The organism is Sphingobacterium daejeonense (assembly GCF_901472535.1).
GTDB classification, from domain to species: Bacteria; Bacteroidota; Bacteroidia; order Sphingobacteriales; family Sphingobacteriaceae; genus Sphingobacterium; species Sphingobacterium daejeonense.
The window spans coordinates 2,908,172-2,928,000 of the sequence record NZ_LR590470.1; the positions used below are offsets into that span (position 1 = coordinate 2,908,172).

19 protein-coding genes and 1 pseudogene are annotated in these 19,829 nt (G+C 35.4%); 15 read left to right on the forward strand and 5 right to left on the reverse strand.

Annotation, left to right across the window (positions count from 1 at the left end):
* The first annotated feature begins 158 nt into the window (after positions 1-158).
* Positions 159-689, forward strand: a complete 531-nt coding sequence (locus FGL31_RS14125; protein WP_138092363.1) for a YciE/YciF ferroxidase family protein — start codon at positions 159-161, stop codon at positions 687-689.
* Positions 690-751: 62 nt separating this feature from the next.
* On the opposite strand, the gene FGL31_RS14130 is transcribed toward FGL31_RS14125, so the two are convergent.
* Positions 752-931 carry a hypothetical protein gene (locus tag FGL31_RS14130; protein ID WP_171017683.1) on the reverse strand — a complete coding sequence of 60 codons (180 nt, stop codon included), beginning with the start codon at positions 929-931 and terminating at the stop codon, positions 752-754.
* Positions 921-1,715: a hypothetical protein gene (locus tag FGL31_RS14135; RefSeq protein ID WP_138092366.1), complete on the reverse strand. Its 795-nt coding sequence runs from the start codon at positions 1,713-1,715 to the stop codon at positions 921-923. The genes FGL31_RS14130 and FGL31_RS14135 overlap by 11 nt, the downstream gene beginning before the upstream one ends.
* A gap of 667 nt (positions 1,716-2,382) precedes the next feature.
* On the opposite strand from FGL31_RS14135, the gene FGL31_RS22730 reads away from it, so the two are divergent.
* From FGL31_RS22730 to FGL31_RS14155, 5 genes are all read left to right on the forward strand, one after another.
* On the forward strand, positions 2,383-2,550 hold the full coding sequence (locus FGL31_RS22730) for a hypothetical protein (RefSeq protein WP_171017684.1): 168 nt from the start codon (positions 2,383-2,385) through the stop codon (positions 2,548-2,550).
* Between the two features lie 19 nt (positions 2,551-2,569).
* Positions 2,570-3,088 (forward strand): hypothetical protein, encoded by a 519-nt coding sequence (locus tag FGL31_RS14140; RefSeq protein WP_138092368.1) that lies wholly within the window; start codon positions 2,570-2,572, stop codon positions 3,086-3,088.
* Positions 3,045-3,350: a hypothetical protein gene (locus FGL31_RS14145; RefSeq protein WP_138092370.1), complete on the forward strand. Its 306-nt coding sequence runs from the start codon at positions 3,045-3,047 to the stop codon at positions 3,348-3,350. The genes FGL31_RS14140 and FGL31_RS14145 overlap by 44 nt, the downstream gene beginning before the upstream one ends.
* A gap of 143 nt (positions 3,351-3,493) precedes the next feature.
* On the forward strand, positions 3,494-4,198 hold the full coding sequence (locus FGL31_RS14150) for a hypothetical protein (RefSeq protein WP_138092372.1): 705 nt from the start codon (positions 3,494-3,496) through the stop codon (positions 4,196-4,198).
* 275 nt (positions 4,199-4,473) lie between these two features.
* Entirely contained in the window at positions 4,474-4,854 is a 381-nt protein-coding gene (locus FGL31_RS14155) for a GxxExxY protein (RefSeq protein ID WP_138092374.1), read from the forward strand.
* A gap of 98 nt (positions 4,855-4,952) precedes the next feature.
* On the opposite strand, the gene FGL31_RS14160 is transcribed toward FGL31_RS14155, so the two are convergent.
* The 3 genes from FGL31_RS14160 to FGL31_RS14170 all read right to left on the reverse strand — a co-directional run bounded on the left by FGL31_RS14160 (position 4,953) and on the right by FGL31_RS14170 (position 11,262).
* On the reverse strand, positions 4,953-6,227 hold the full coding sequence (locus tag FGL31_RS14160; protein ID WP_138092376.1) for a DEAD/DEAH box helicase: 1,275 nt from the start codon (positions 6,225-6,227) through the stop codon (positions 4,953-4,955).
* 144 nt (positions 6,228-6,371) lie between these two features.
* Entirely contained in the window at positions 6,372-7,037 is a 666-nt protein-coding gene (locus FGL31_RS14165) for a hypothetical protein (protein ID WP_138092378.1), read from the reverse strand.
* A 64-nt stretch (positions 7,038-7,101) separates the two neighbouring features.
* Entirely contained in the window at positions 7,102-11,262 is a 4,161-nt protein-coding gene (locus tag FGL31_RS14170; protein WP_138092380.1) for an eCIS core domain-containing protein, read from the reverse strand.
* A gap of 416 nt (positions 11,263-11,678) precedes the next feature.
* Here FGL31_RS14170 and FGL31_RS14175 point away from each other — a divergent pair, with 416 nt between their 5' ends.
* The 9 genes and pseudogenes from FGL31_RS14175 to FGL31_RS14215 all read left to right on the forward strand — a co-directional run bounded on the left by FGL31_RS14175 (position 11,679) and on the right by FGL31_RS14215 (position 19,809).
* Entirely contained in the window at positions 11,679-12,197 is a 519-nt protein-coding gene (locus tag FGL31_RS14175; RefSeq protein ID WP_099370921.1) for an RNA polymerase sigma factor, read from the forward strand.
* Positions 12,198-12,388: 191 nt separating this feature from the next.
* Positions 12,389-13,276, forward strand: a complete 888-nt coding sequence (locus FGL31_RS14180) for a helix-turn-helix transcriptional regulator (RefSeq protein WP_138092382.1) — start codon at positions 12,389-12,391, stop codon at positions 13,274-13,276.
* A 142-nt stretch (positions 13,277-13,418) separates the two neighbouring features.
* Positions 13,419-14,231: an AMP-binding protein gene (locus FGL31_RS23740; RefSeq protein WP_197734278.1), complete on the forward strand. Its 813-nt coding sequence runs from the start codon at positions 13,419-13,421 to the stop codon at positions 14,229-14,231.
* On the forward strand, positions 14,162-14,965 hold the full coding sequence (locus tag FGL31_RS28085; RefSeq protein ID WP_197734279.1) for an AMP-binding protein: 804 nt from the start codon (positions 14,162-14,164) through the stop codon (positions 14,963-14,965). The genes FGL31_RS23740 and FGL31_RS28085 overlap by 70 nt, the downstream gene beginning before the upstream one ends.
* A 133-nt stretch (positions 14,966-15,098) precedes the next feature.
* Positions 15,099-15,801, forward strand: a pseudogene (locus FGL31_RS29060) (alpha/beta hydrolase fold domain-containing protein); the annotation flags it as partial.
* Between the two features lie 33 nt (positions 15,802-15,834).
* Entirely contained in the window at positions 15,835-16,878 is a 1,044-nt protein-coding gene (locus FGL31_RS14200) for an alpha/beta hydrolase (protein WP_138092388.1), read from the forward strand.
* 57 nt (positions 16,879-16,935) lie between these two features.
* A complete protein-coding gene (locus FGL31_RS14205; RefSeq protein WP_138092390.1) occupies positions 16,936-17,679 on the forward strand; it encodes a carboxypeptidase-like regulatory domain-containing protein in 744 nt (247 codons plus the stop codon).
* Positions 17,633-19,195: a TonB-dependent receptor domain-containing protein gene (locus tag FGL31_RS14210; RefSeq protein ID WP_138092392.1), complete on the forward strand. Its 1,563-nt coding sequence runs from the start codon at positions 17,633-17,635 to the stop codon at positions 19,193-19,195. Before FGL31_RS14205 ends, FGL31_RS14210 begins: the two co-directional genes overlap by 47 nt.
* A 53-nt stretch (positions 19,196-19,248) precedes the next feature.
* A complete protein-coding gene (locus FGL31_RS14215; protein WP_171017685.1) occupies positions 19,249-19,809 on the forward strand; it encodes a TonB-dependent receptor domain-containing protein in 561 nt (186 codons plus the stop codon).
* Positions 19,810-19,829 lie beyond the last annotated feature (20 nt).

Below are 19,829 nucleotides of genomic sequence, written 5' to 3' on the forward strand. Positions count from 1 at the left end.
AGTTCATTTATTGCTATTTAATAAACGGTAAAAATGAAGAAATGTTTTGTAAACATGTTAAACTGAATAAGAATATGGTCAAACAAATATTTTTAATTTTTCAAGAACTATTTGCTGAAATCTTTGTCCTTAGGGTATAAATTAAATCATTAATTACTATGGCTACAACAACAAAAGAGACAAAAGTAAAAGCAAAATCGGATGCAGCAAAAGATCTGCAGGATTTATTTGAAGATGGTTTAAAGGACATCTACTGGGCAGAGAAAGAACTTGTAAAGGCATTGCCTAAAATGGAGAAAAATGCTACTTCTCCAAAATTGAAGGCTGCCATACAGGGACATCTTGAGGAAACCAAGGAACATGTCAGCAGATTGGAAGATGTTTTTAAATCCATTGGCGTAAAAGCAAAGGCTGAAAAATGCGATGCTATGGCAGGATTGTTAGAGGAAGGAAAGGGCATAATGGAAGAAACAGAGCCAGGAGCAGTACGTGATGCTGGTATTATCGCAGCAGCTCAAAAAGTAGAACATTACGAAATAGCTACTTATGGTACACTTGCTGCATTTGCAAAAGTATTGGAGCATAAAGATGCACTAAAAACTCTATTAAAAACCTTGGATGAGGAGAAAGCATGTGATGAAAAATTAACATCCATTGCTGATACAAACTTAAATTCCAAAGCGGAATAATTTATATTATCTCTGAGAAAAGAAGGTTAGCAGTTGCTAACCTTCTCTTTTTTCAGGAATATTTATTTGTTGTATTTATAAGTAATATAGGTTGAATAGAAAGAACCGTCACGTAACAAGGTTCTTTTTCGGGTTTCTTTAATTGGAAATCCATTTTCATTAAGTTCATATTGAGATGAAATTTTATAACTGTAGTCCATAACTCCTGTATTCAAGGGTTTTACATGAATTTCATCGATCAAAGATTTTGATTTTGTCATAAAGTCCGTAAAAAACGAAATCTTCCAAATCCACGGTAGATTCCACATAATCTACCACTTCATCAGATAACCACGCCAGTGACCATCCTTTTACATTATGAAATGGTGCTTTAGCTTTGGGATCAGTATTATATTTGATACTCACAGTTTGTGCTTCATAAGATCCTGAGCCTTTTTTTGCAGCAATATAAACTTCAACTTTACTTGGGTTTTCCGAACCTGTAAATGTAATTTCTCTGGTCTTTTTATTTTCACTATCATAATAACTAACCACTAATTGATTTCCTTTATAGACATATTCTCTTCTAAATTTAGTGGCTATTGGTTCGACTCCGCCGCTCAGATTTTCAGTTATTTCTTTACTTACGATCCCTTTTGAAACTTCATAATTATAGGCTGTATTCACAGTATACATCCCTAATTTAAGTTCTGAAGACTTGATTACATCTCCAAAGTTCTGATGGTCCTTCTCGAATACATAAGATTTAGAACTCATTTTGTATGAAGCTCCTTCAGTTCCTTTGACTTCAGAAACTAAATAGTCTCCTTTAAATCTATAATTTCTATAAAAAGAAGTGTTAGTACTACTAGAAAGATAATTGATTTCTACAGGCAATATCAATGATGACTCTTCCTCCTCTTCCTCTTTTTCTTCTTCTTCCTCTTCTACCTCCGTCGGCTCAGGAAAGTAAACTTGATCATCATTATCTTTAAAGCCAATAAAAATTGTTAGTGTGAAAAACAAAATAATTTTAGCTATTTTCATGTCAGTAAAAAATTGGTTTCTCAAAATTATTTACTTAATTTTTATTTATAAATACCCAACCTAAGGTATTTAACACTTCCTTTAACTAGATAAAACCACCTGTTTTATGAATTATGAAATATTAAATGCCAAATCAGATTGATTTACAAAATTTAAAATTCATTCTAACCTAAATTATTCTTCCGCCAAATCAATTATTTTAGAATTTTATTAATCAGCCAAACGCTGATTGAAGGAGATTTTAAGAAGAAAATTAAAAATCATCATAAATTACCTTTCCTTCATCTCAGGAATTCATTTAGCATTTTAGTTTAAGAGCTTTAAATCAACCTTTATTTTTCAATTTTTTTTCTAAAAAATATTCTATTCTTAAATATTGACCTTCTAGCCCAAATAGTCAAGTTACTATATTGTTGCATATCAAACAATTATAAACATAAAATGTCTTTTAGGTTAATTTTAAATTCCTTAAAATCAATAATTGCAGTGATATTGATATCCAGTAACGGTGTAGAAGCTAATCTACAAATCCAATCAAACAACTTTGGTTACCTAAAACAACTAATAGGAAAATCAATTAACTAAATAATTTTGTGAAGTCAATTCTAAGAGCTAAAAATTTCTATGCTCCAATGAATTATCATTTACATAATATCAATATCATACAATGAAAAAACATTACCATAAACCCATAATTACCATTGAGAATATCATTCTTGAGGAAGGTATTGCCAGTGGGTCAGCTTTTATCAGACCAGGCAATGAAAATGATGAAGTATTTGAGGAATGGCATCAGGACGATAATCAAACTAAAGAGTTTGATTGGAATTTTTAACCAAAAATTAGCGAATAAAATGTTTAAAGATAACACGAAAATTAAGGGAATTAAATTATTGGCATTTATAGCATTGGTCGTATTGATCATCCTTGCCTCTTGTCAAAAATCCAAGGATGAATCCATAGGAAATTCTGAGGCAAAACTGAAGGTTAACCTTTCCGTTGGTGAACCAGAGGAAGAAAAAATAGTTGTTGCTGGCAGGCAGACAACAAGGAGATCGACTGGCACTGTTCAGCGATCAAATATTAACTTAGGCGGTGGGATGTCTCTCGAAGTGACAGTTTCTGAATCTGAACAACCTAGAATGATGGAAGGTAGTACCAAAAATTCTAGCTCAGCAACTGCATTGAAAGCTTCTGGTAGCAGCGTGCTCAAGGTTCTTGAAAAAGACACTAAATATAGAGTCGTAGTATACAACGAATCGGGCAGATATTTAGAAACCCATGACTACGTGTACGGAAATGAGACATCTGCTCCTGCCTTTCCTTTATTTGCTGGCGAAAACCTATACTTTTATTGTTTACTCTGTAAATAGCAAGACCGAAATTCCGGACATCGAAAGTCAAGAAAATCTTGAAACTGCTAAACTTAAAGATATTACAAGTGATTTGATGTTCTTCAAGAAGACTTTAGAAGTTAACCCGGGTGACAATAATCTAAATGCAATCCTACAACATCAATTTAGCCAAATTACTACAACTCTAGAGATGGACGAAAATATGACAGGTTCTATTGAATCTTTGAATGGAACAGCTTTTGGACCAACCAAAAAATTCGGCAACTTTAAGGTTTATTGATGGAAGCTTAGAATTTCCGAACGGTGAAGCGAATGCTAGTGTTGCCTTTTCCTAATGTTCAGCCCGGAATAAGGACCATAACCAGCGATCCCTCATTTCTTATCAGTCCATCGACTACTACTGCAAATTTTAAAATTGCTTCCATGGTCATTGATTCGGAAACAAAAACAGAAATCTCAATCCCCGACATCAAAATTACTCCAGGACATCGATACAATTTAATAATCAAGATTAAATCCTGTCTTCAAGATGTGACCTCGGCGGATCTAAACTGGGATTATGATGGTACCAGCTGGAGAGTAGGTCGAACAACTTATTATGGAATATATAAGGATGATGAGAGACGCTATTACCAAAATGGTGAACTAATTTACAACGAATTTACAGCACCTGAAGCAAACTATGGGTTCCAGTTTGATATTATTCAATTTGACAATGCCTTTAATATGAAGGTCAATGGAAAACACATTTTCAGTAATTCAGATAGAGATCAAATTCAATTTGAAACAGTTGGCGGACCAGGGGGAACTACAAATATCGAATTTGAAGACAGCACTCAATACGGTGAAAATATGGATATGATCTACGACCTGAGAGGAACTTTAGAAAGACCTATCCTGCGAATTATGATAAGCAGAAATGGAGAGGTAAAAATGTTTGGCAGCAAAGTAAATAATGGATCACTATTTCCTCTCAAATTAAAAGATGGAAAGACATTCAACAATGTCATTTGGAATAAAACAGGAAGTAATTCAGTAGTTGTTTCACAGCAGGTGTCAGGACCTACAGTAATTATTGGAAAAGGTAGAGGTAGAAAGACAATTAAGTGCAGAAAAACAGGATTATAGAATTAGAGAATTAACAGAATTTTTGCATGGTCTATATAAATTGAATACAAATATCAAAATAAGGAAAGAAAAATTTATAAAAACTACTTAACATTCTGAAAATATATACAGCCTATTGCAAAGGGGTTATATAAAAACGATTTTAATTAATCATTTAACAGATAATTAAAATGGGATTTATATAATCCTTTTATTTTTATGAAAGAGGACGATCGGAAAAGTAGTTCTAGACTCTGGATTTAAGAATCAATTGTAATAAACTTTTAAAATAAGGCATGTTCAAAAATGAATTAACTTACACCTGCATTGGATGTGCGATGAAGGTTCATAATACTTTGGGTAATGGATTTCAGGAAAAAATCTATCAGCGATGTTTTGCGATCGAATTGCATAGGTCTGGTTTGCAGTTTCAGCCTGAAAAGAATCAATCGATATATTATGAAAACATTAAAGTAGGTGTAAGAAGAGCTGATTTCGTTGTAGAAAATCAATTAATTATTGAATTGAAGGCTGTAATAAAATTAGATGATGCAAACCTTGCCCAAGCAAAAAATTATGTAAAAATGTATGATTTCCCTTTAGGATTATTAATAAATTTTGGCGGAGTCAGCCTGGAATATAAACTAATCTTCAACCCAAAATATAACAAAACCTAATACCCCAACATTAATCCATTTAATCCTTAAATTCTGTCAATTCTTAAATTCTGTTAATCCTGTTAATCCTGTTAATCCTGTTAATCCTGATAATTCTGTTATTTTTTCTTATTTTTTCTTGTCATCCTTGCCTTTTCTCCGCTTCCGTAATTATAAGTTTTGCTGTTGCTTTCTTTCTTTTTATGGAATGCACCGCCACGACTTTCATCGATTACCTCTTTTTCTTTAGGTGCGTCTGACGGCTTATAGATTACCAATTCTTCTGGCAATGGCATTACAGGAATCTTTTTGCCTAGCGACTGTTCAATTTTCTTCACTTCTGGCAGTTCTATGTCCGTTGCAAATGTTATCGCAATTGCTTCTTCCTCTGGAGTTTTGAGAACATGCTGAATAAATTCATCTCTATTTTCTGGGATTTCAAAATGGAAGATAAATGGAATTCCATTGAGGTCGATATTTTCCAGGCCTTCATTGGCAACTATTAGAACTCTTGCCTTCGGGTTAGATTTAAATAGATTGATATCGTCAAACCCAGGGTCATCGAAGAATAGCGGATTAAGTATTGCGGCTTCACCTTTTTTGACGTGCAATCTATGGAGTAAGTTTTGTGCAGTTTGTTTTGTATTGACAAACACAACGACCTTATCAAAGACATCGTCATCTTGCATCAGGTTGTTGAGTAAATTGATTTTAGTGGTAAAGTTTGGAACTTGATAGAGCATTAAATCATGTGTTTCAGTTTCCACATCACCTAAGTCATCTACTTCGATCAATGTTGCGAAAGGCATAAAAGGATCAATCATCAAATGTAGTTTTTCATGCTCTACGGTACTGAAAGCCAAATACTGTACATTTCCGCAAGACTGTGCTAATTCGCGAACATTGGTCTGCATACCTTGTTTTACGATTTCTTCGGCATCATCGATGATAAAAGTCTGGATACGATTTAAGTTTAGGCCAAGTTTAAGGTATACAGCTCTGGCACGAGGAGGTGTAGCAACGACGATGTCTACCCCGCGCACCAGGTCTTCGATCTCCTCTTCCATCCCACCGCTGGTTTTCAGTCCCATGATATGCAGGTTCTTATTTTTGCTGATAGTATAGAAACGTTCAACGATTTCATTGATTCGTTCTTCATTTGGGGCTAATATCAATACCTTTGGCGCTTCATCATCCGTATATTTCAGGCGCATTAAAACTCCAAGAACATAGGTTGTGGTCTTTCCGGCACCATCGGGAGCAATTCCGATAACGCTATGTCCACCCACAATACGGGAAAGGGTCCGCAATTGAAATTCCTTTGCCGTAAAATAACCCAACTCACTCATATTTGAATGAAGACGCTTGCTTAGTTTTAATTTATCTAATGACACCTTTGAAAAATATTTGATGAAAGGACAAAGGTATAGAAAACTATCCTAAAAACTTTAGAATCCTTTATCTTGACAATCTATTCACATATTTTATTTCAAATAGAGACTTAATGACTTATTGATTTAGAAGATAAGGCAGGGAAATCAAAGTTTACCATTTTTCCTAAAGCGTTCAAATTCTTTTTTATCCTTGATGAGTAATGGTAAAAAATCGGCCATCCTAGCTTGGAAGATTTCATTTTCATTGATAGGAACTTTGACCAAAAGATATTGGGATTGGTCTAGACCTTTGGTTTGAGTGAGTAAATCGCAATATTCTTCGATATTCAATTTTATAGGGTGATAGCCTTCACTGGTACTATAGATTATTAAATCTTTTTCAGCTTTATTATCATCGATATTAAAACATACACATCCATTTTCTTCCATATCATAGAAGTCAAAAGGTCTTAAGTTTTTCATTTTTTCTTGATCTTCTAAATCCTTAAACCATAGCACATCCTGCCAACCAAGATTATCAAATCCATAGAATGAATCATGGAGAGTAAGAATATAGATCTTACCATTGACTTGATACCTTTTTCCCTTGATTTCAAGTTCATGCTTGAAGCTCCAGCTAATATTTACAAATCCGATTTCAGTATAGAAAGCTTTAATATCCTCTGATAACTGAATCTGAAAATCAGATTCAATTTGCTTGAATTCATCGATTGGAGAAGGATAGCCTATTTCTGCTTCCTTTATACTAATTTCTGAATAGCCTTCTAAATCAGAAATAATCCTTTCAAACAGTTCTCTATATTTTTTCATTTTGAACTAAATATTTCTAACCTTATTTTGAGCAATGGCATCTTGGAACCATACTTAAATACTTTTACAAATCTCCTATTTCCCTAATTATGAACCATTTTTTATATAAATCCATCGGTTTGCTAACTTGCATTTTCCCTTCTTTATCTTTGTAAACTACAGGTTGATTATAAACCATAGTTCCCCATTTCTGGTTTAGATCGCGATATAATGGCCATAAATTTGAAACTTTATCTTTTCCTTCGAAACCTAAATCCTTTACATGGTCGACATCGTATTTATTCAGATCCAAATAATAATTATCGACTAATAAAGACCTAAAACGATCTTTTTCACTGGTACCGTCTTTTTTATTACGGATTAATTTTGTTCCTATATCTGGAAAATTCTCAGCATCAACACCGATCATAATAAACTTGCTTCCCTCCCCTGTTTCTTTATTCTTGTCTTTATAAGAAGTTTTTTTGGTTGGAGGAATTTCTAACCTGGTTTTTTGATAAATGGAAGCTGATTCAATTGGATCAGGTGGATTCATTCCCTTCATTTTCCACAAAGAATCCTTTGGGATAAGATCATTTACAGTTTGCATGTGCCCACGTTTAGTCCAACGGATAGGAATTGGATTTTCATAGGATCCGTCTGGCAGATCTTTTTCGGAAATCAGGTCAGCGACATACGCAGAAAGCTGCCCCATCAATTCTTTTAGTCTATCTTTTCTATCTTGATAAATTTTCTTTTTTTCTTCGGAAGACAATGATTTCTGCGGTGGAAATGCATTTGTGATCTTTTTGATCTCTTCCATTAATATGAGCGATTCTTTCTTTGCATTCTCTTTATTTTTATCATCTGTTACCTGAACATTTTTAATGAAAGAGACAAATGGTTTTGGGTTATTACTTGCTACCATCAACTCTGCATTCTGTTCCTCGCCTTTAAAATAAAGCTCATGATTTTCCCCACCTTTATCTTGAAAATCAACTTTAGTTTTCCACCAACCTAAAAATGCATCTACTGCTTTCTTCCCTGTCTCAACCAACCAATCCCCTGCAGCCAACAACCTATCCACCAACCAATCGATTTTCTCATCTATCCATTTCTCTGCCTCCTTCGCCATTTCCCGGATCTTTTTACCAATTTTTCCCATGCTCACCTGATTTGCTAGAAATTCCAGGAACAAAGGAATTGCTCGCTGCAGTCCAATTTCAAACATCTGTGCAGACTTCGTAAATGCTCCTGCCATCACATCAGCAACATTGTCCAAAACGCTCTCTACCAACTGTAAAATTTCTCTAGCTTTCTCAATGGCAATTTCTACGGCATTGTAGAATGCAACAATGGAATTAACGACCGCCATCACACCTGTTGGATCAAGCATAGAAATCAGTTTAGCTGAAACTTTGGCGATGATATTGCTAACGATCCAATCGATTACCGAGTCCGTCAATACATGTAACAATTCAGCTCCTTTAGCCTTTATCATATCAATGGTTTCGTCCAAGCTATTTTCATGTAAAGCTTTGACCCATGACCAGGCCATGGCTGCCCCTCTAGAAATATAACCAAGCCAGCGACGTACTTTTGCAGCAAGTTCAGCACCTCTTTTCTTTTCAATGCTTTTATAGACTTTTTCCATGCCCACACTGAAGAGACTGCCCAACATTTTGAAAATTTCGGAGAATGAAAATGCTCTTGGAATATAAATTGGAGAACCTTTTACAGCATCGAATAGCCAGGCTGTAAATCCTTCCTTTAAATGGAACCATTTGCGTTCAAAGAATCCTATCAATCCAAGTTTAGCCGTAGTAAGCATATTCACGAAGAAAACCTTAGGCTGTTCAATTATGGTATCAAATACATCGAAGGTCTTATTAAACACCTTAACAGCAAGCTCTTTAGGAAATTTGAGAGCTTCTAATAATAGATTGAAAACTTCCCACAATGCTCCCATCAGGTCGCCATGGACAAAAACCATCTCAATTAGCTTGATTGCTTTTTTCTGCATTTTTGCCCATGCGCCTTCCACATCTTTGACTTCTCGCAAGATTGGAATATGCTTGAAAACATATTTTACCATAAAGGCAATGATTCGATCCCTAATACATTTAGGAATTTTATGAAACAAGGTATCCAAAACCAAAAACGGTAATTTATAGTAATCAGCGAGAGCCAAGCCAACTTTGCGAAGGATAACAGTTATTGGATGAAGGATTTGCTTGATTCGATTGAATGCAGCATCCATCATTGTCACCAATAAAGACAATTGAACTTCTGCCCAAACGGTCATGATGGTAAACTTATCCGTTAGCCAATTGACAATGGAATTTAAGGCTGACAAAGCAATTTCACCCATATCTTGAGAAATGCTATGAATAGCGATTAAACAACCTCGGAGGGATGCAAGTATCATATTAGCCTTAGCTTTCAGAATATTGGCTAAGGATTTCATCTGATTATTTAGAGCAGGAATCAGCACCCCATTCACATAACCCCTTTCTCTGATGATGGCTTGTCGGTCATTTAGATAATGTCTAACCTTACTCGCCAAAAATAAAATACCTGTTAAAGCTGCTCCCGCGATTATAAATGGTCCTGCAGGTGATAATAGCAAGATTATACCTGCCAATACCATTAATTGAGTTTTATAAGGTTCAAGTTTTTGCTTTATGAAATTCCATAGGTCCAAAACCTTCCGCTTCACTTGTTCCCAAAGACTATCTTGATCATCACCCTCAAAGCCAATGGCACGCGCAAACCAATGCCAGATATCTGCATATACAGAGATAATTGATTTGATATGGTTCCAGATTTTATCCGCCACCGATTTGATACTATCCCAAATATTTCCAAATACACGACTGATAAAATCCCAAAGTGGCTTTCCGAAATCATTCCAGACCATATCAATAAACGCCTTGATAGGACGCAAGAATTCCTTGATTTTCTCCAATACTGGGCCAGCAATGCCTTCTAGTATATTGGTTATAAATTGGGTAGCTTCAGAAAACGGGGTACAATCTCCCTGTTTTAATCTTTCAACTGCAGAGGCAAGCCAAACCTTAAATTGGTCAAAGTTAGCACGCAGTATATTTAAAACTGATGCACCGAGTCTTATAGGTGCGGACAAGGAATTAACGGTACTGGATATAAAGCTTGAGATTTTATCTTTGGCCCAGTTTATAAAACCTTTATATCTAAAAATATCATGAATTTCAGGAGATGCTTCCCTAAGGATTGCCCATAATCCATCTTTGGCAGCTTCCAGCAAGAAACCATCTTCTTCTTCCTCTACTTTCCCAGAAATTACAGGTTCAGCAATTGCTACGGGTGTAGCTAAGGTATTAACATGGCTACCCTTGAGCTGAACCTGTTTTTCCTTTATACCTCGTTGCTGTATGACATGAGTTAATTCATGTGCCAATAAATGAATGCCAGTAGAACTATTAGGATCATATTTACCAGTATTAAAATAAATATCATTTCCGTGAGCAAATGCTTGAGCATTTAACTTTGAGCACATTTGAATTGCGAGATTGTTGTCATGTATCCTAACACTAGAAAAATCCGCTCCAAATGAACTTTCCATTTGTTTGAGGATAGGTCCTGACATCGGTCTTCCTGTACCTTTCGATGCAGAAAGCCCTCTTTCAATATCATCAGTGTTTTTTGTTAGTTCCTTTTCACAATCCGTACATTTCCGCTGAAGTGGTTCTTCAGATAATTTCTTATTTGAAGATTCTTCAGCTCTTAGTCTTAATTTTTCTTTTTCAAATTTTGCCTCAGTATATCGCACTTCTGCCTTCAATTGAACTTTAGAGTCTTCATTGATTACTTCAGCTTTTTTTTGAACATTTAGTTCATTATTAGAGGTCGTAATCTTTTCTTCTTTCTTCTGAACTTTTTTCTCAGATTCACAGGATTCACATTTACGCTGAACGTAGGCTGAAATTTTATGATCTATAGGTATCTTTTGATTTCCGAAAGTAGATTTTTGATTAGATAATCTCTGCAAAACCTGATCAGCAGTGTTATCTGCCTCCTTTTCAAATCTATCATTGACTTGTCCTACTCTGAGCTTCGTTTGAATAGTGGATTCTATATTTTCTTTTTTGAAAAAAGGCTGTCTTTGTACTGATCCATTGAAAAAAGAAGGTTCGGCTCCCTTGTTAAAAAAAGAAGTTTGTGCCTTTGCAGGTGTTGCTATGGGTTTCGTTTCAGCAACTTTCATTTCATGGTTAGTAAAAAAGACGTATTAAATTTCAACTTGATTGGTTGAAAATGCAATAGCTAGGATTAGCCATTTTTTGGTCTGAAAAAGGATTTAATATTCAAAATGGATTAATTTTTTGGATTGATTATTAATTGGAACAGAAAGGAAATATTCGAAATAAACACCTGTTCCAAATGTTAAGGAAATGTTAAAACTTGCTCATAATACGGTTTATACTTGTCTTGATTTCAGGACAATTTTATTAAAATTCAATAATTAATATTAAGTGTTACAACATATAAAATTTCGCAACACACTTATTTACAATAGATTGTAATTTATTCAAAATAATAAAATGCAATTTATGATAAGTGAATCGGTTTTTGAATAACAATAAATACAATTCACACATTTAACTTAAAAAACACTAACAAATGGGAAAATATAATTTTAATAAGGACGTGATGGGGCAGTCTCATTTATTATTGGACTATGCCAAGAAATTCACCAACAATCACAATGATGCTGAAGACCTTTTACAGGATACTTTGATCAAAGTTTTTCGGTATTTCGAGAATTTTAAGGAAGGTACGAATTTAACTGGTTGGATGTATACGATCATGCGAAACACATTTATCAATGATTACCGCAGAAAATCTATTAGTACCAAGTTAATTAGCCAGAAAGAGGAACTTTCACCAGCAGATTTAAGTCGCTCTTCTGTAAAAAACCAAGCTGAATCATCATTTATGAATGCTGATATTCAAAGAGCTTTAAAGACTTTACCTGAGGCTTATTATACACCTTTTGTGATGCATTTCGAAGGATATAAGTATTACGAAATTGCAGAACACCTTCAGATTCCAGACGGAACTGTCAAAACAAGGATTCACGTAGCACGTAAAATGTTGCAAAAATCCTTACACGAATACAAAGTGTCAAGAAGCGCTTAAGAATTAAAAATCAATATATTTTTTGAAGAAGCTTATTATAAGCTTCTTTTTTCTTTTCCTGTCCTAAACTCAACTAACAATTCCTCCATTGACAATAAATAAATCTTTACGAAACTTGTTTAATTAACCACCAAGCTTTATATTAGATGTTAATGATTCCTTGAATCAGCTATTGACCAATTTATGCAACAATGGAATTAAATATCCCATATATAAACCCGCATGCATATCTAAATTCTTTGACCAAGAATTACCATTTCTATGATCATTCAGCTTGGAATTCTGTTCAAATTGTTACTCCTCAAGAAATAGCCTCCGGAGGATTGCTCCTATTTATCCGAAATGATTTTCACTTTATACGAGGTAAATGGAATTTCAACGAGAACACTCACTTTATTTCCAATGATCCTGTTGGTGAAAAAGGATTGGTTGATTTTAGAATTGATAAAGCCGGGCAATTAAGTTCCGCAAGAATTCAAGGCGAGAAAAAATTTGAATGGGACATAACTGAAGTCGATGGCTTTCGGTTCTTTATTCCTGAAAAGTATCTTACTATTAGCAATAAGAAAATATCAGATTGCTTTAAACTTTTCTGTGACCATCCAAATATTCGATACATTCAAAAGCAAATCATAGAAATATCTCCAATGGACATCGAAAAAGCTATGTTACTGGAAAGCAAAATGCTGGAATTTCTGCACTATTGGTTAGAGTTCCAAAAGACATTCAGTATAGATCATAATTTTGAAGGCGTATCCGATAAAACAAAAACCATAATTCAGAATGCCAAGCAGATTATTCATGAAAATATTCAAGAATCAATTTCTGTAAAAGAGATCAGCAGGAAAGTAGGACTCAATGAATTCGACCTCAAAAGAAATTTTAAAAAAATCTACGGGCTGCCGATCCACCAATATTTGATCAAGTTGAAACTTGAACAAGCACGCCAAATGGTACTAAATGGAGATCTTCCAATTGGAGATATTTGCAATATGTATGGATATAGCAATAGAGGACATTTTGCTAATTTATATCAGCGATATTTTGGAGTTACCCCGTTACAAGATCGACTGAGGTAGTTTCTTTTACCGATTCAAAATAAAAATTCCTGTTTGGTATCAAAAAACTCCTTTTTCGATATACTCTTGATTACTATGCTAACATAACTTTACTGAAATCAAATGCCATTTGCACCACGCTTGGCCCAACCAGTATAAAATTATGTTCAATCTCGCCGTAATATTAGAAGATTCTGCTAGACGATTTCCAAATGAAATTGCCATCAGCTTTATGCAAAATGACCTGACCTTTCAAGATTTAAATCGGAAAGTCAATAGATTAGCCAACGCATTTAAGGTTTTTGGACTTCAAAAGGGAGATAAAATAGCGATGTCTATTCCTAATACTCCTCACTTTCCTCTTGTATATTTTGCAGCATTAAAGGCTGGAATGGTCGTCGTTCCGCTAAATATCTTGCTTAAGTCAGAAGAAATAGCGTATCACTTAGAAAACAGTGATGCAAAAGTATATTTCTGCAGCAAAGGTTCTGAAGCTTTACCCATTGGAACTTATGGATGGGATGCCTTTAGAAATACGCCAAGCTGCAAATATTTTGTACAGTTGGAAAAGGAAGACTATTTGAATGGAAATGTTAAAATATTTTTTGAGGAACTTATCACCAATCAATCCGATTTTTTTGAAACCATAATCACAGAGCCTAATGATACTGCCATAATTATTTACACCTCAGGTACCACTGGTCACCCAAAAGGTGCAGAACTCAGCCATATGAATCTTTTCTGTAATGCCAATTTAGTAGCAGATCTATTTCAGACCAAAAGAGGTGACAAGCAATTAGTAGTCCTCCCTCTCTTCCATATTTTTGGGATGACCACGATGATGAATGCAGGATTTTTCAGAGAGTGCATCAAGTATTTGTTCCAAAATTTGATCCAGCCGTTATTATGGAAAATTTTCATAAATATAAGATCAACATCTTTGCCGGTGTACCAACCATGTATTGGTCACTTTTGAATTATAAACATGAGAACATTCCGGACAATCAAATCAAAACACATTTGAGAACATGTGTTTCTGGGGGAGCTTCGTTGCCAGTACAGGTCTTGGAAGATTTTGAGAAACGATTTGAAGTTTCTGTTTTAGAAGGATATGGCATGAGCGAAGGTTCTCCCGTTGTGACCTTTAATGATTATAATATTGGCACAAAACCTGGATCCATAGGTGTGCCTGTTTGGGGAGTTGAAGTTAAAATCGTCGATACTGATGGAAGGGAATTATCCAATGATCAACCAGGAGAATTAGCCTATAAAGGCCATAATGTGATGAAAGGATATTATAAAAATCCAGAAGCAACGGCAGAAGTTCTTAAAGATGGCTGGATGCATTCTGGCGATGTTGCATATAGGGACAAGGATGGCTTTTATTTCATTGTGGACCGAACTAAAGATATGATTATTCGGGGCGGTATGAATGTCTATTCGAGAGAAATCGAGGAAGTACTGATGAAGAATCCTGCGATCTCATTAGCAGCGGTGATTGGGATACCCGACGAAAAATTAGGTGAAGAAATCAAAGCATTCGTCGTACTGAAAGAGGCAGTAAATGTTGAACCCGATATCTTGATTTCTTGGGCTAAAGAAAATTTGGCCATCTATAAATATCCAAGGATCATTGAAATTGTAAAAGAACTGCCCCTCTCCGCTACCGGAAAAGTTTTGAAAAAAGAATTAAGAAAAAATAAACTATAAACTTATGAAATATCAAATTTTATTCATCAGCTTATTACTTCTTTTATGCGGATGTTCTGCAACTAAATCTATCAGTAAATCTGAGGCTCTGATATTAAAAAACGTAGCCTATGGTCCTGACAGCAGAAATATTATGGATATAAAACTGCCAGCAAATCGGACTACTGAAACTCCATTTGTCTTATTGATTCATGGTGGAGCATGGACGATGGCCAACAAGGAGAATATAGAGGATTTTATGGATACGCTCTATACAAATGGAATTTCTGTTGCTAGCATCAATCATCGGTATGCAAATAATGATAATGTCCATTACCCTGCAATGTTAGCTGATGTTGATGCTGCCCTTAACTATTGCATTTCTAAAGCAAACGAATGGAAAATCAGAAGCAATAATTTTGTTATGGCAGGTGTAAGCTCAGGTGCCCATTTAGCCCTACTCTATAGCTATACTACAGATAAAAAAAATTAATGCAATAACAGAATTCTGTGGGCCTGTGGATTTTACAACCAAGGAAGTATTGGGCTACATCCAAAGCGCAGGATTAAAAGAGGTATTGGTGAAAATGACTGGAAAGGATTATGACTTAAGCAAAGAGATAGATCCTGTATTTGCAAAAAGTAGCCCTATCACGCAGGTTAAAGATATCCCAATTCTGATTGTTCATGGAACAGCAGATCCTGTTGTGCCATTTATTCAATCCCAATCTTTAGCAAAAACATTAGAGGACAAAAACATCAAACATAAATTGATTCCTATAGAAGGAGCTGATCATGATTTGAATCTAAAAGACAGTAGCATTAGAAAAATGGTTTATTCAGAAGTAGTTAATTGGATAAATCAATACGGACATTAAATAATATAAATTATGAAAAGAACCATTATATATTCCCTTCTTTTACTGATCACTCATAGCTTGCAAGCTCAGGAAAAAAAAGATGTAAAAGTCCTTAGCAGGCAGGAAGTCAGCGAACGATTATTACCGAAGTTTGCGCCATTAGCTTTTTTGCCAGCGACTTTAGTGAATGATCAACATATTAAAGAGTCTCGAGAAAAGGAAAAACAATTGAAAATTCCAGAATTAAGCAATGCTGACAGCGTAGATATAGTTTATGAAAATATACCCGGCTTGAATCCTGGAGATCCTGCAATACCCGTTCGAATATACAAACCAAAAGGCTTAACAAAATCTCCTATTTTTCTATGGTTTCATGGAGGTGGATTTATTTACGGCAATTTGAATTGGGACCATAAAATGTGTGCTAATATGGCTATTAGGGCAAAGGTAGTTGTAATTTCTGTTGATTATCGATTAGCTCCTGAAAACCCATATCCTGCGGGAGTGAATGATGCTTATGCTGTCTTCCAATGGAGTATAAAAAATGCAACTCAGATCGATGGGGATCCTGAGCGCTTAGGTGTTGGCGGAGGTAGTGCTGGCGCTGGTATTGCAGGAAGCATGGCTCTAATGAACCGTGAGAAAAAGGGACCGGAAATTAAACTACAGGCTTTAATTTTCCCTCCAGGAGATATTGATACAACAAGAGTTTCTATTCAAGAATTATGGGATATTCCCGGAGTAAAAGGAGCTGATGTCCCTATCCTACTCCGCTATTATCTTGGAGAAAATTTTAATAATCCGCCTAAAAATGTATTGCCCGGAATGACTGACAACTTCAAGGACTTGCCAGCAACCTATCTTGTAACTTGTGGTGTGGATCCCTTAAGAGATGGAGGATTGCAGTTAGGAATTAATTTAATTGAAGCAGGTGTACCTGTTGAGTTGCACAATTTTCCTGGATACCCACATGGAATGTTGCCTGATAGAGTATATCCAGAACTTTATGAATTTTTGAACACCTATTATGACATTGATCATAAAACATCCAAAGTAACTCAAGCAAAGGAATAACGTTAAAAAGGGATTTGTATCAGCAATCCTCTTTTAACCCAATAAAACCAATAAATTATGAAAATTAAGATACCATATTTTGGCTGTCTAGCACTTGTCATGCTTATCATGCTCAGCCCAATCGTCACATTGGCACAAGGAAATAGTATTCGTGGAAAGGTTCAAGATGAACAGGGAAATGTCATTTCTGGTGCCACCATTAAAATCAAAGGAACCAAAACCACTGTGCCCTCTGCTGCTGATGGCACATTTGAAATCACAAATCTTACGATTTCTGAAATCATTTTACAAGTTAGTTTTCTGGGATATCAACCTAAAGAACAAAGAGCTAGTTTAGGGCAGTTTGTTACTATTACATTATTACCTGCCAACAACACTATGGATGAAGTATTTGTGACTGGTACTTTTGACAAAAGAAAACGTATGGATGCTTCTGTTGCCATATCGACTTTAGATGCTGCTCAAATTGAAAAGCTAGTTCCTTCTTCAGCTGCCGATTTACTTAAGAATGTCCCTGGGGTATTTGTGAATTCTTCACTTGGAGAAATCCGGAACTCAGTTGCCAGCAGAGGTATTACAGTAGGTACTCAAGATGGAAGTTTTGGCTACGAATATGTTTCAATGCAAGAAGATGGGCTTCCGATTACAAATTCTACATACTTCAATTATGGCCCAGATTTCTTTTTAAGACCAGATGCTACCCTGTATCGTCTTGAGGCTGTCCGTGGTGGCACTGCATCTATTACAGCAGCAAATGCACCAGGAGGGAATTTTCAACTATGTCTCCAAAACAGGTGGTGATGTATTAGCAGGTGAAATCAGATTGAAATATGGCCTCCTAAGTCCAGATGGTCATAGTTTTAGTAGAGCTGATTTCAATATCGGTGGCCCTATTCAAAACAATTGGTTTTACAACATTGGAGGATTTTATAGATATGATCAAAGTGGAAGATATCCAGGTTATGCTATGAACAATGGTGGTCAAGTCAAAGGTAATATCATGAAAAAATATTCAAAGGGAACATTAAAGATCTTCTTGAAATACTTAAATGACAAAAATGGGTATGTTCAATTTATTCCAACCAATAGTTATGATAAGCCAGAACCAGCTCCTGGATTCAACATTTATTCTAGTGTATTGATGCCTGCTCTAAATTATGAATCTCAAGATTTTATGTACGGAGGCACTATGAACTTTAATCCAAAAAATTTAGTCCATAGTACATACCGGTCTGCGGGGTTTAATTGGGAACATCAGTTGGGCAATAATTGGACTTTCAATAATGCTGCTAGATATGCTAAAAATAATATTCTATATAATACTCCTGGAAATGTTACAACCATGAGTGCGACAGATCTTACCTCCTATTTCTTATTGTCTGGTATGGAAGGTCTAGGAATTGGGATGTATTCATACAAGAATGCCAAGACGGGTGAAGAGTTGATGCAAGTGGCATCAGCCTTAGGTCAAGGCGGCCTGCCAACCTACACTGCAGTCTCAAATAAGTTGCCTGGTCAAGATCTCTTCCAAAATGGAGTATTTATGACCACTTTTGGAGCATACCACAATGATGTTAAGGAATTTATTGACCAATTTACATTTCAAAAAACTACCGATAACATGAGTTTTGCCATGGGAGGATATTTTGGGCATACCGATGTTGAGAGGTATTCTGGTGTCGATGGTGTTGCAATTAGCACAATTGAAAATAGACCACAATACCTAACCTTAGATTTTACAGGTGGAACTTTGGCGGGAACTACAGGTGTGCATAAAGTAACCAATTCAGATGGTATTGCACAAGCTATAGGTGATAATGGCGCTTCTCTTACTTTTAATGCAACTCAAAGATTAATGGCACTTTTCTTCGGTCATACTTGGAATATCAATCCGAATTTGACCTTTGATTGGGGCATACGATATGAAAACATGAAAGTAAAGGGACATAATGAGCGTGTATATATGAAAACAGGAGTTCAAGGTGGATTAGATGGCGACCCAAAAACCTTTTATGATAATAATACAGTTGATAGAATTACATCCGTAAACTTCGACAAAACATTAAACAGCTTCTCTTTTTCAGGAGCATTAAATTATAAATTCAACGAAAATATGGCTTTATACGGACGTTATTCTCAAGGGAAAAAGGCACCAGATTTAGACGTTTATTTCGCTGCAAACAGAGAAGAAACTATTGGATTATTGAATCCACAAGAGCGAACAACAAGACAAGTTGAATTAGGATTGAAGGCTAGGACGAAGGATTTGAATTTATTCGTCACCCCATTTTTACAGCGTATTAAGCGGTGTGCCTAGTGGACAATTTTTTCAGGCTGAAGGTGGTGGGTTTTATGTTCCAGAAACGCTTTATGGAAAATATAGCACTGTTGGAGTCGAAATCGAGGCTGATTGGCAATTGCACAGAAACTTTAGTGTTCGGGGGTATAGCAACTGTCCAACGCTCTAAAATCATCAATCTTGGACAATGGGTAGCAAATAATCCTGGACTAGCGGATGATACAAAGGTTTCGTATTCAGGAAATGAAACCGACAATAACGCAAGAATTATAATGAACATTACCCCTACTTATACAACAGGAAAATTTTATAGCTTCATAACGTGGTCTCATTTAGGAAAAAGGCAAGCGAATGTAGTAAATACTTTCACCTTACCCTCCTTTTCACAATTTGATTTAGGAGCTGGTTATGATGTTAGCAAAAAGATAAAATTGAGTTTGAACATCAATAATTTATTCAATAAATACGCGGTTATGAGTTGGGTAAGACCAGGAGGAATATTAGAGACTTTGGCAGGAAACAACAGCTTCACCAAAGAAGAATACGATCAAGCTGTGCAGAATAATACACCTTATTCAACGGTTTCCAATCCCCCAAGGTCCTACTATCTAACAGCAACATACAAATTTTAAAATCAAACCAATTACCTAAA

Bases quoted from the DNA above. Each gene is read 5' to 3' on its own strand.
- FGL31_RS14205 (WP_138092390.1), top strand. From the start codon at position 16,936: ATGAAAATTAAGATACCATATTTTGGCTGTCTAGCACTTGTCATGCTT.
- FGL31_RS14135 (WP_138092366.1), bottom strand. From the start codon at position 1,715: ATGAAAATAGCTAAAATTATTTTGTTTTTCACACTAACAATTTTTATT.
- FGL31_RS14200 (WP_138092388.1), top strand. From the start codon at position 15,835: ATGAAAAGAACCATTATATATTCCCTTCTTTTACTGATCACTCATAGC.
- FGL31_RS28085 (WP_197734279.1), top strand. From the start codon at position 14,162: ATGGAAAATTTTCATAAATATAAGATCAACATCTTTGCCGGTGTACCA.
- FGL31_RS14165 (WP_138092378.1), bottom strand. From the start codon at position 7,037: ATGAAAAAATATAGAGAACTGTTTGAAAGGATTATTTCTGATTTAGAA.
- FGL31_RS14170 (WP_138092380.1), bottom strand. From the start codon at position 11,262: ATGAAAGTTGCTGAAACGAAACCCATAGCAACACCTGCAAAGGCACAA.
- FGL31_RS23740 (WP_197734278.1), top strand. From the start codon at position 13,419: ATGTTCAATCTCGCCGTAATATTAGAAGATTCTGCTAGACGATTTCCA.
- FGL31_RS14175 (WP_099370921.1), top strand. From the start codon at position 11,679: ATGGGAAAATATAATTTTAATAAGGACGTGATGGGGCAGTCTCATTTA.
- FGL31_RS14140 (WP_138092368.1), top strand. From the start codon at position 2,570: ATGTTTAAAGATAACACGAAAATTAAGGGAATTAAATTATTGGCATTT.
- FGL31_RS14180 (WP_138092382.1), top strand. From the start codon at position 12,389: ATGGAATTAAATATCCCATATATAAACCCGCATGCATATCTAAATTCT.
- FGL31_RS14155 (WP_138092374.1), top strand. From the start codon at position 4,474: ATGTTCAAAAATGAATTAACTTACACCTGCATTGGATGTGCGATGAAG.
- FGL31_RS14125 (WP_138092363.1), top strand. From the start codon at position 159: ATGGCTACAACAACAAAAGAGACAAAAGTAAAAGCAAAATCGGATGCA.
- FGL31_RS14150 (WP_138092372.1), top strand. From the start codon at position 3,494: ATGGTCATTGATTCGGAAACAAAAACAGAAATCTCAATCCCCGACATC.
- FGL31_RS14215 (WP_171017685.1), top strand. From the start codon at position 19,249: ATGGAAAATATAGCACTGTTGGAGTCGAAATCGAGGCTGATTGGCAAT.
- FGL31_RS14210 (WP_138092392.1), top strand. From the start codon at position 17,633: ATGCACCAGGAGGGAATTTTCAACTATGTCTCCAAAACAGGTGGTGAT.
- FGL31_RS22730 (WP_171017684.1), top strand. From the start codon at position 2,383: ATGAAAAAACATTACCATAAACCCATAATTACCATTGAGAATATCATT.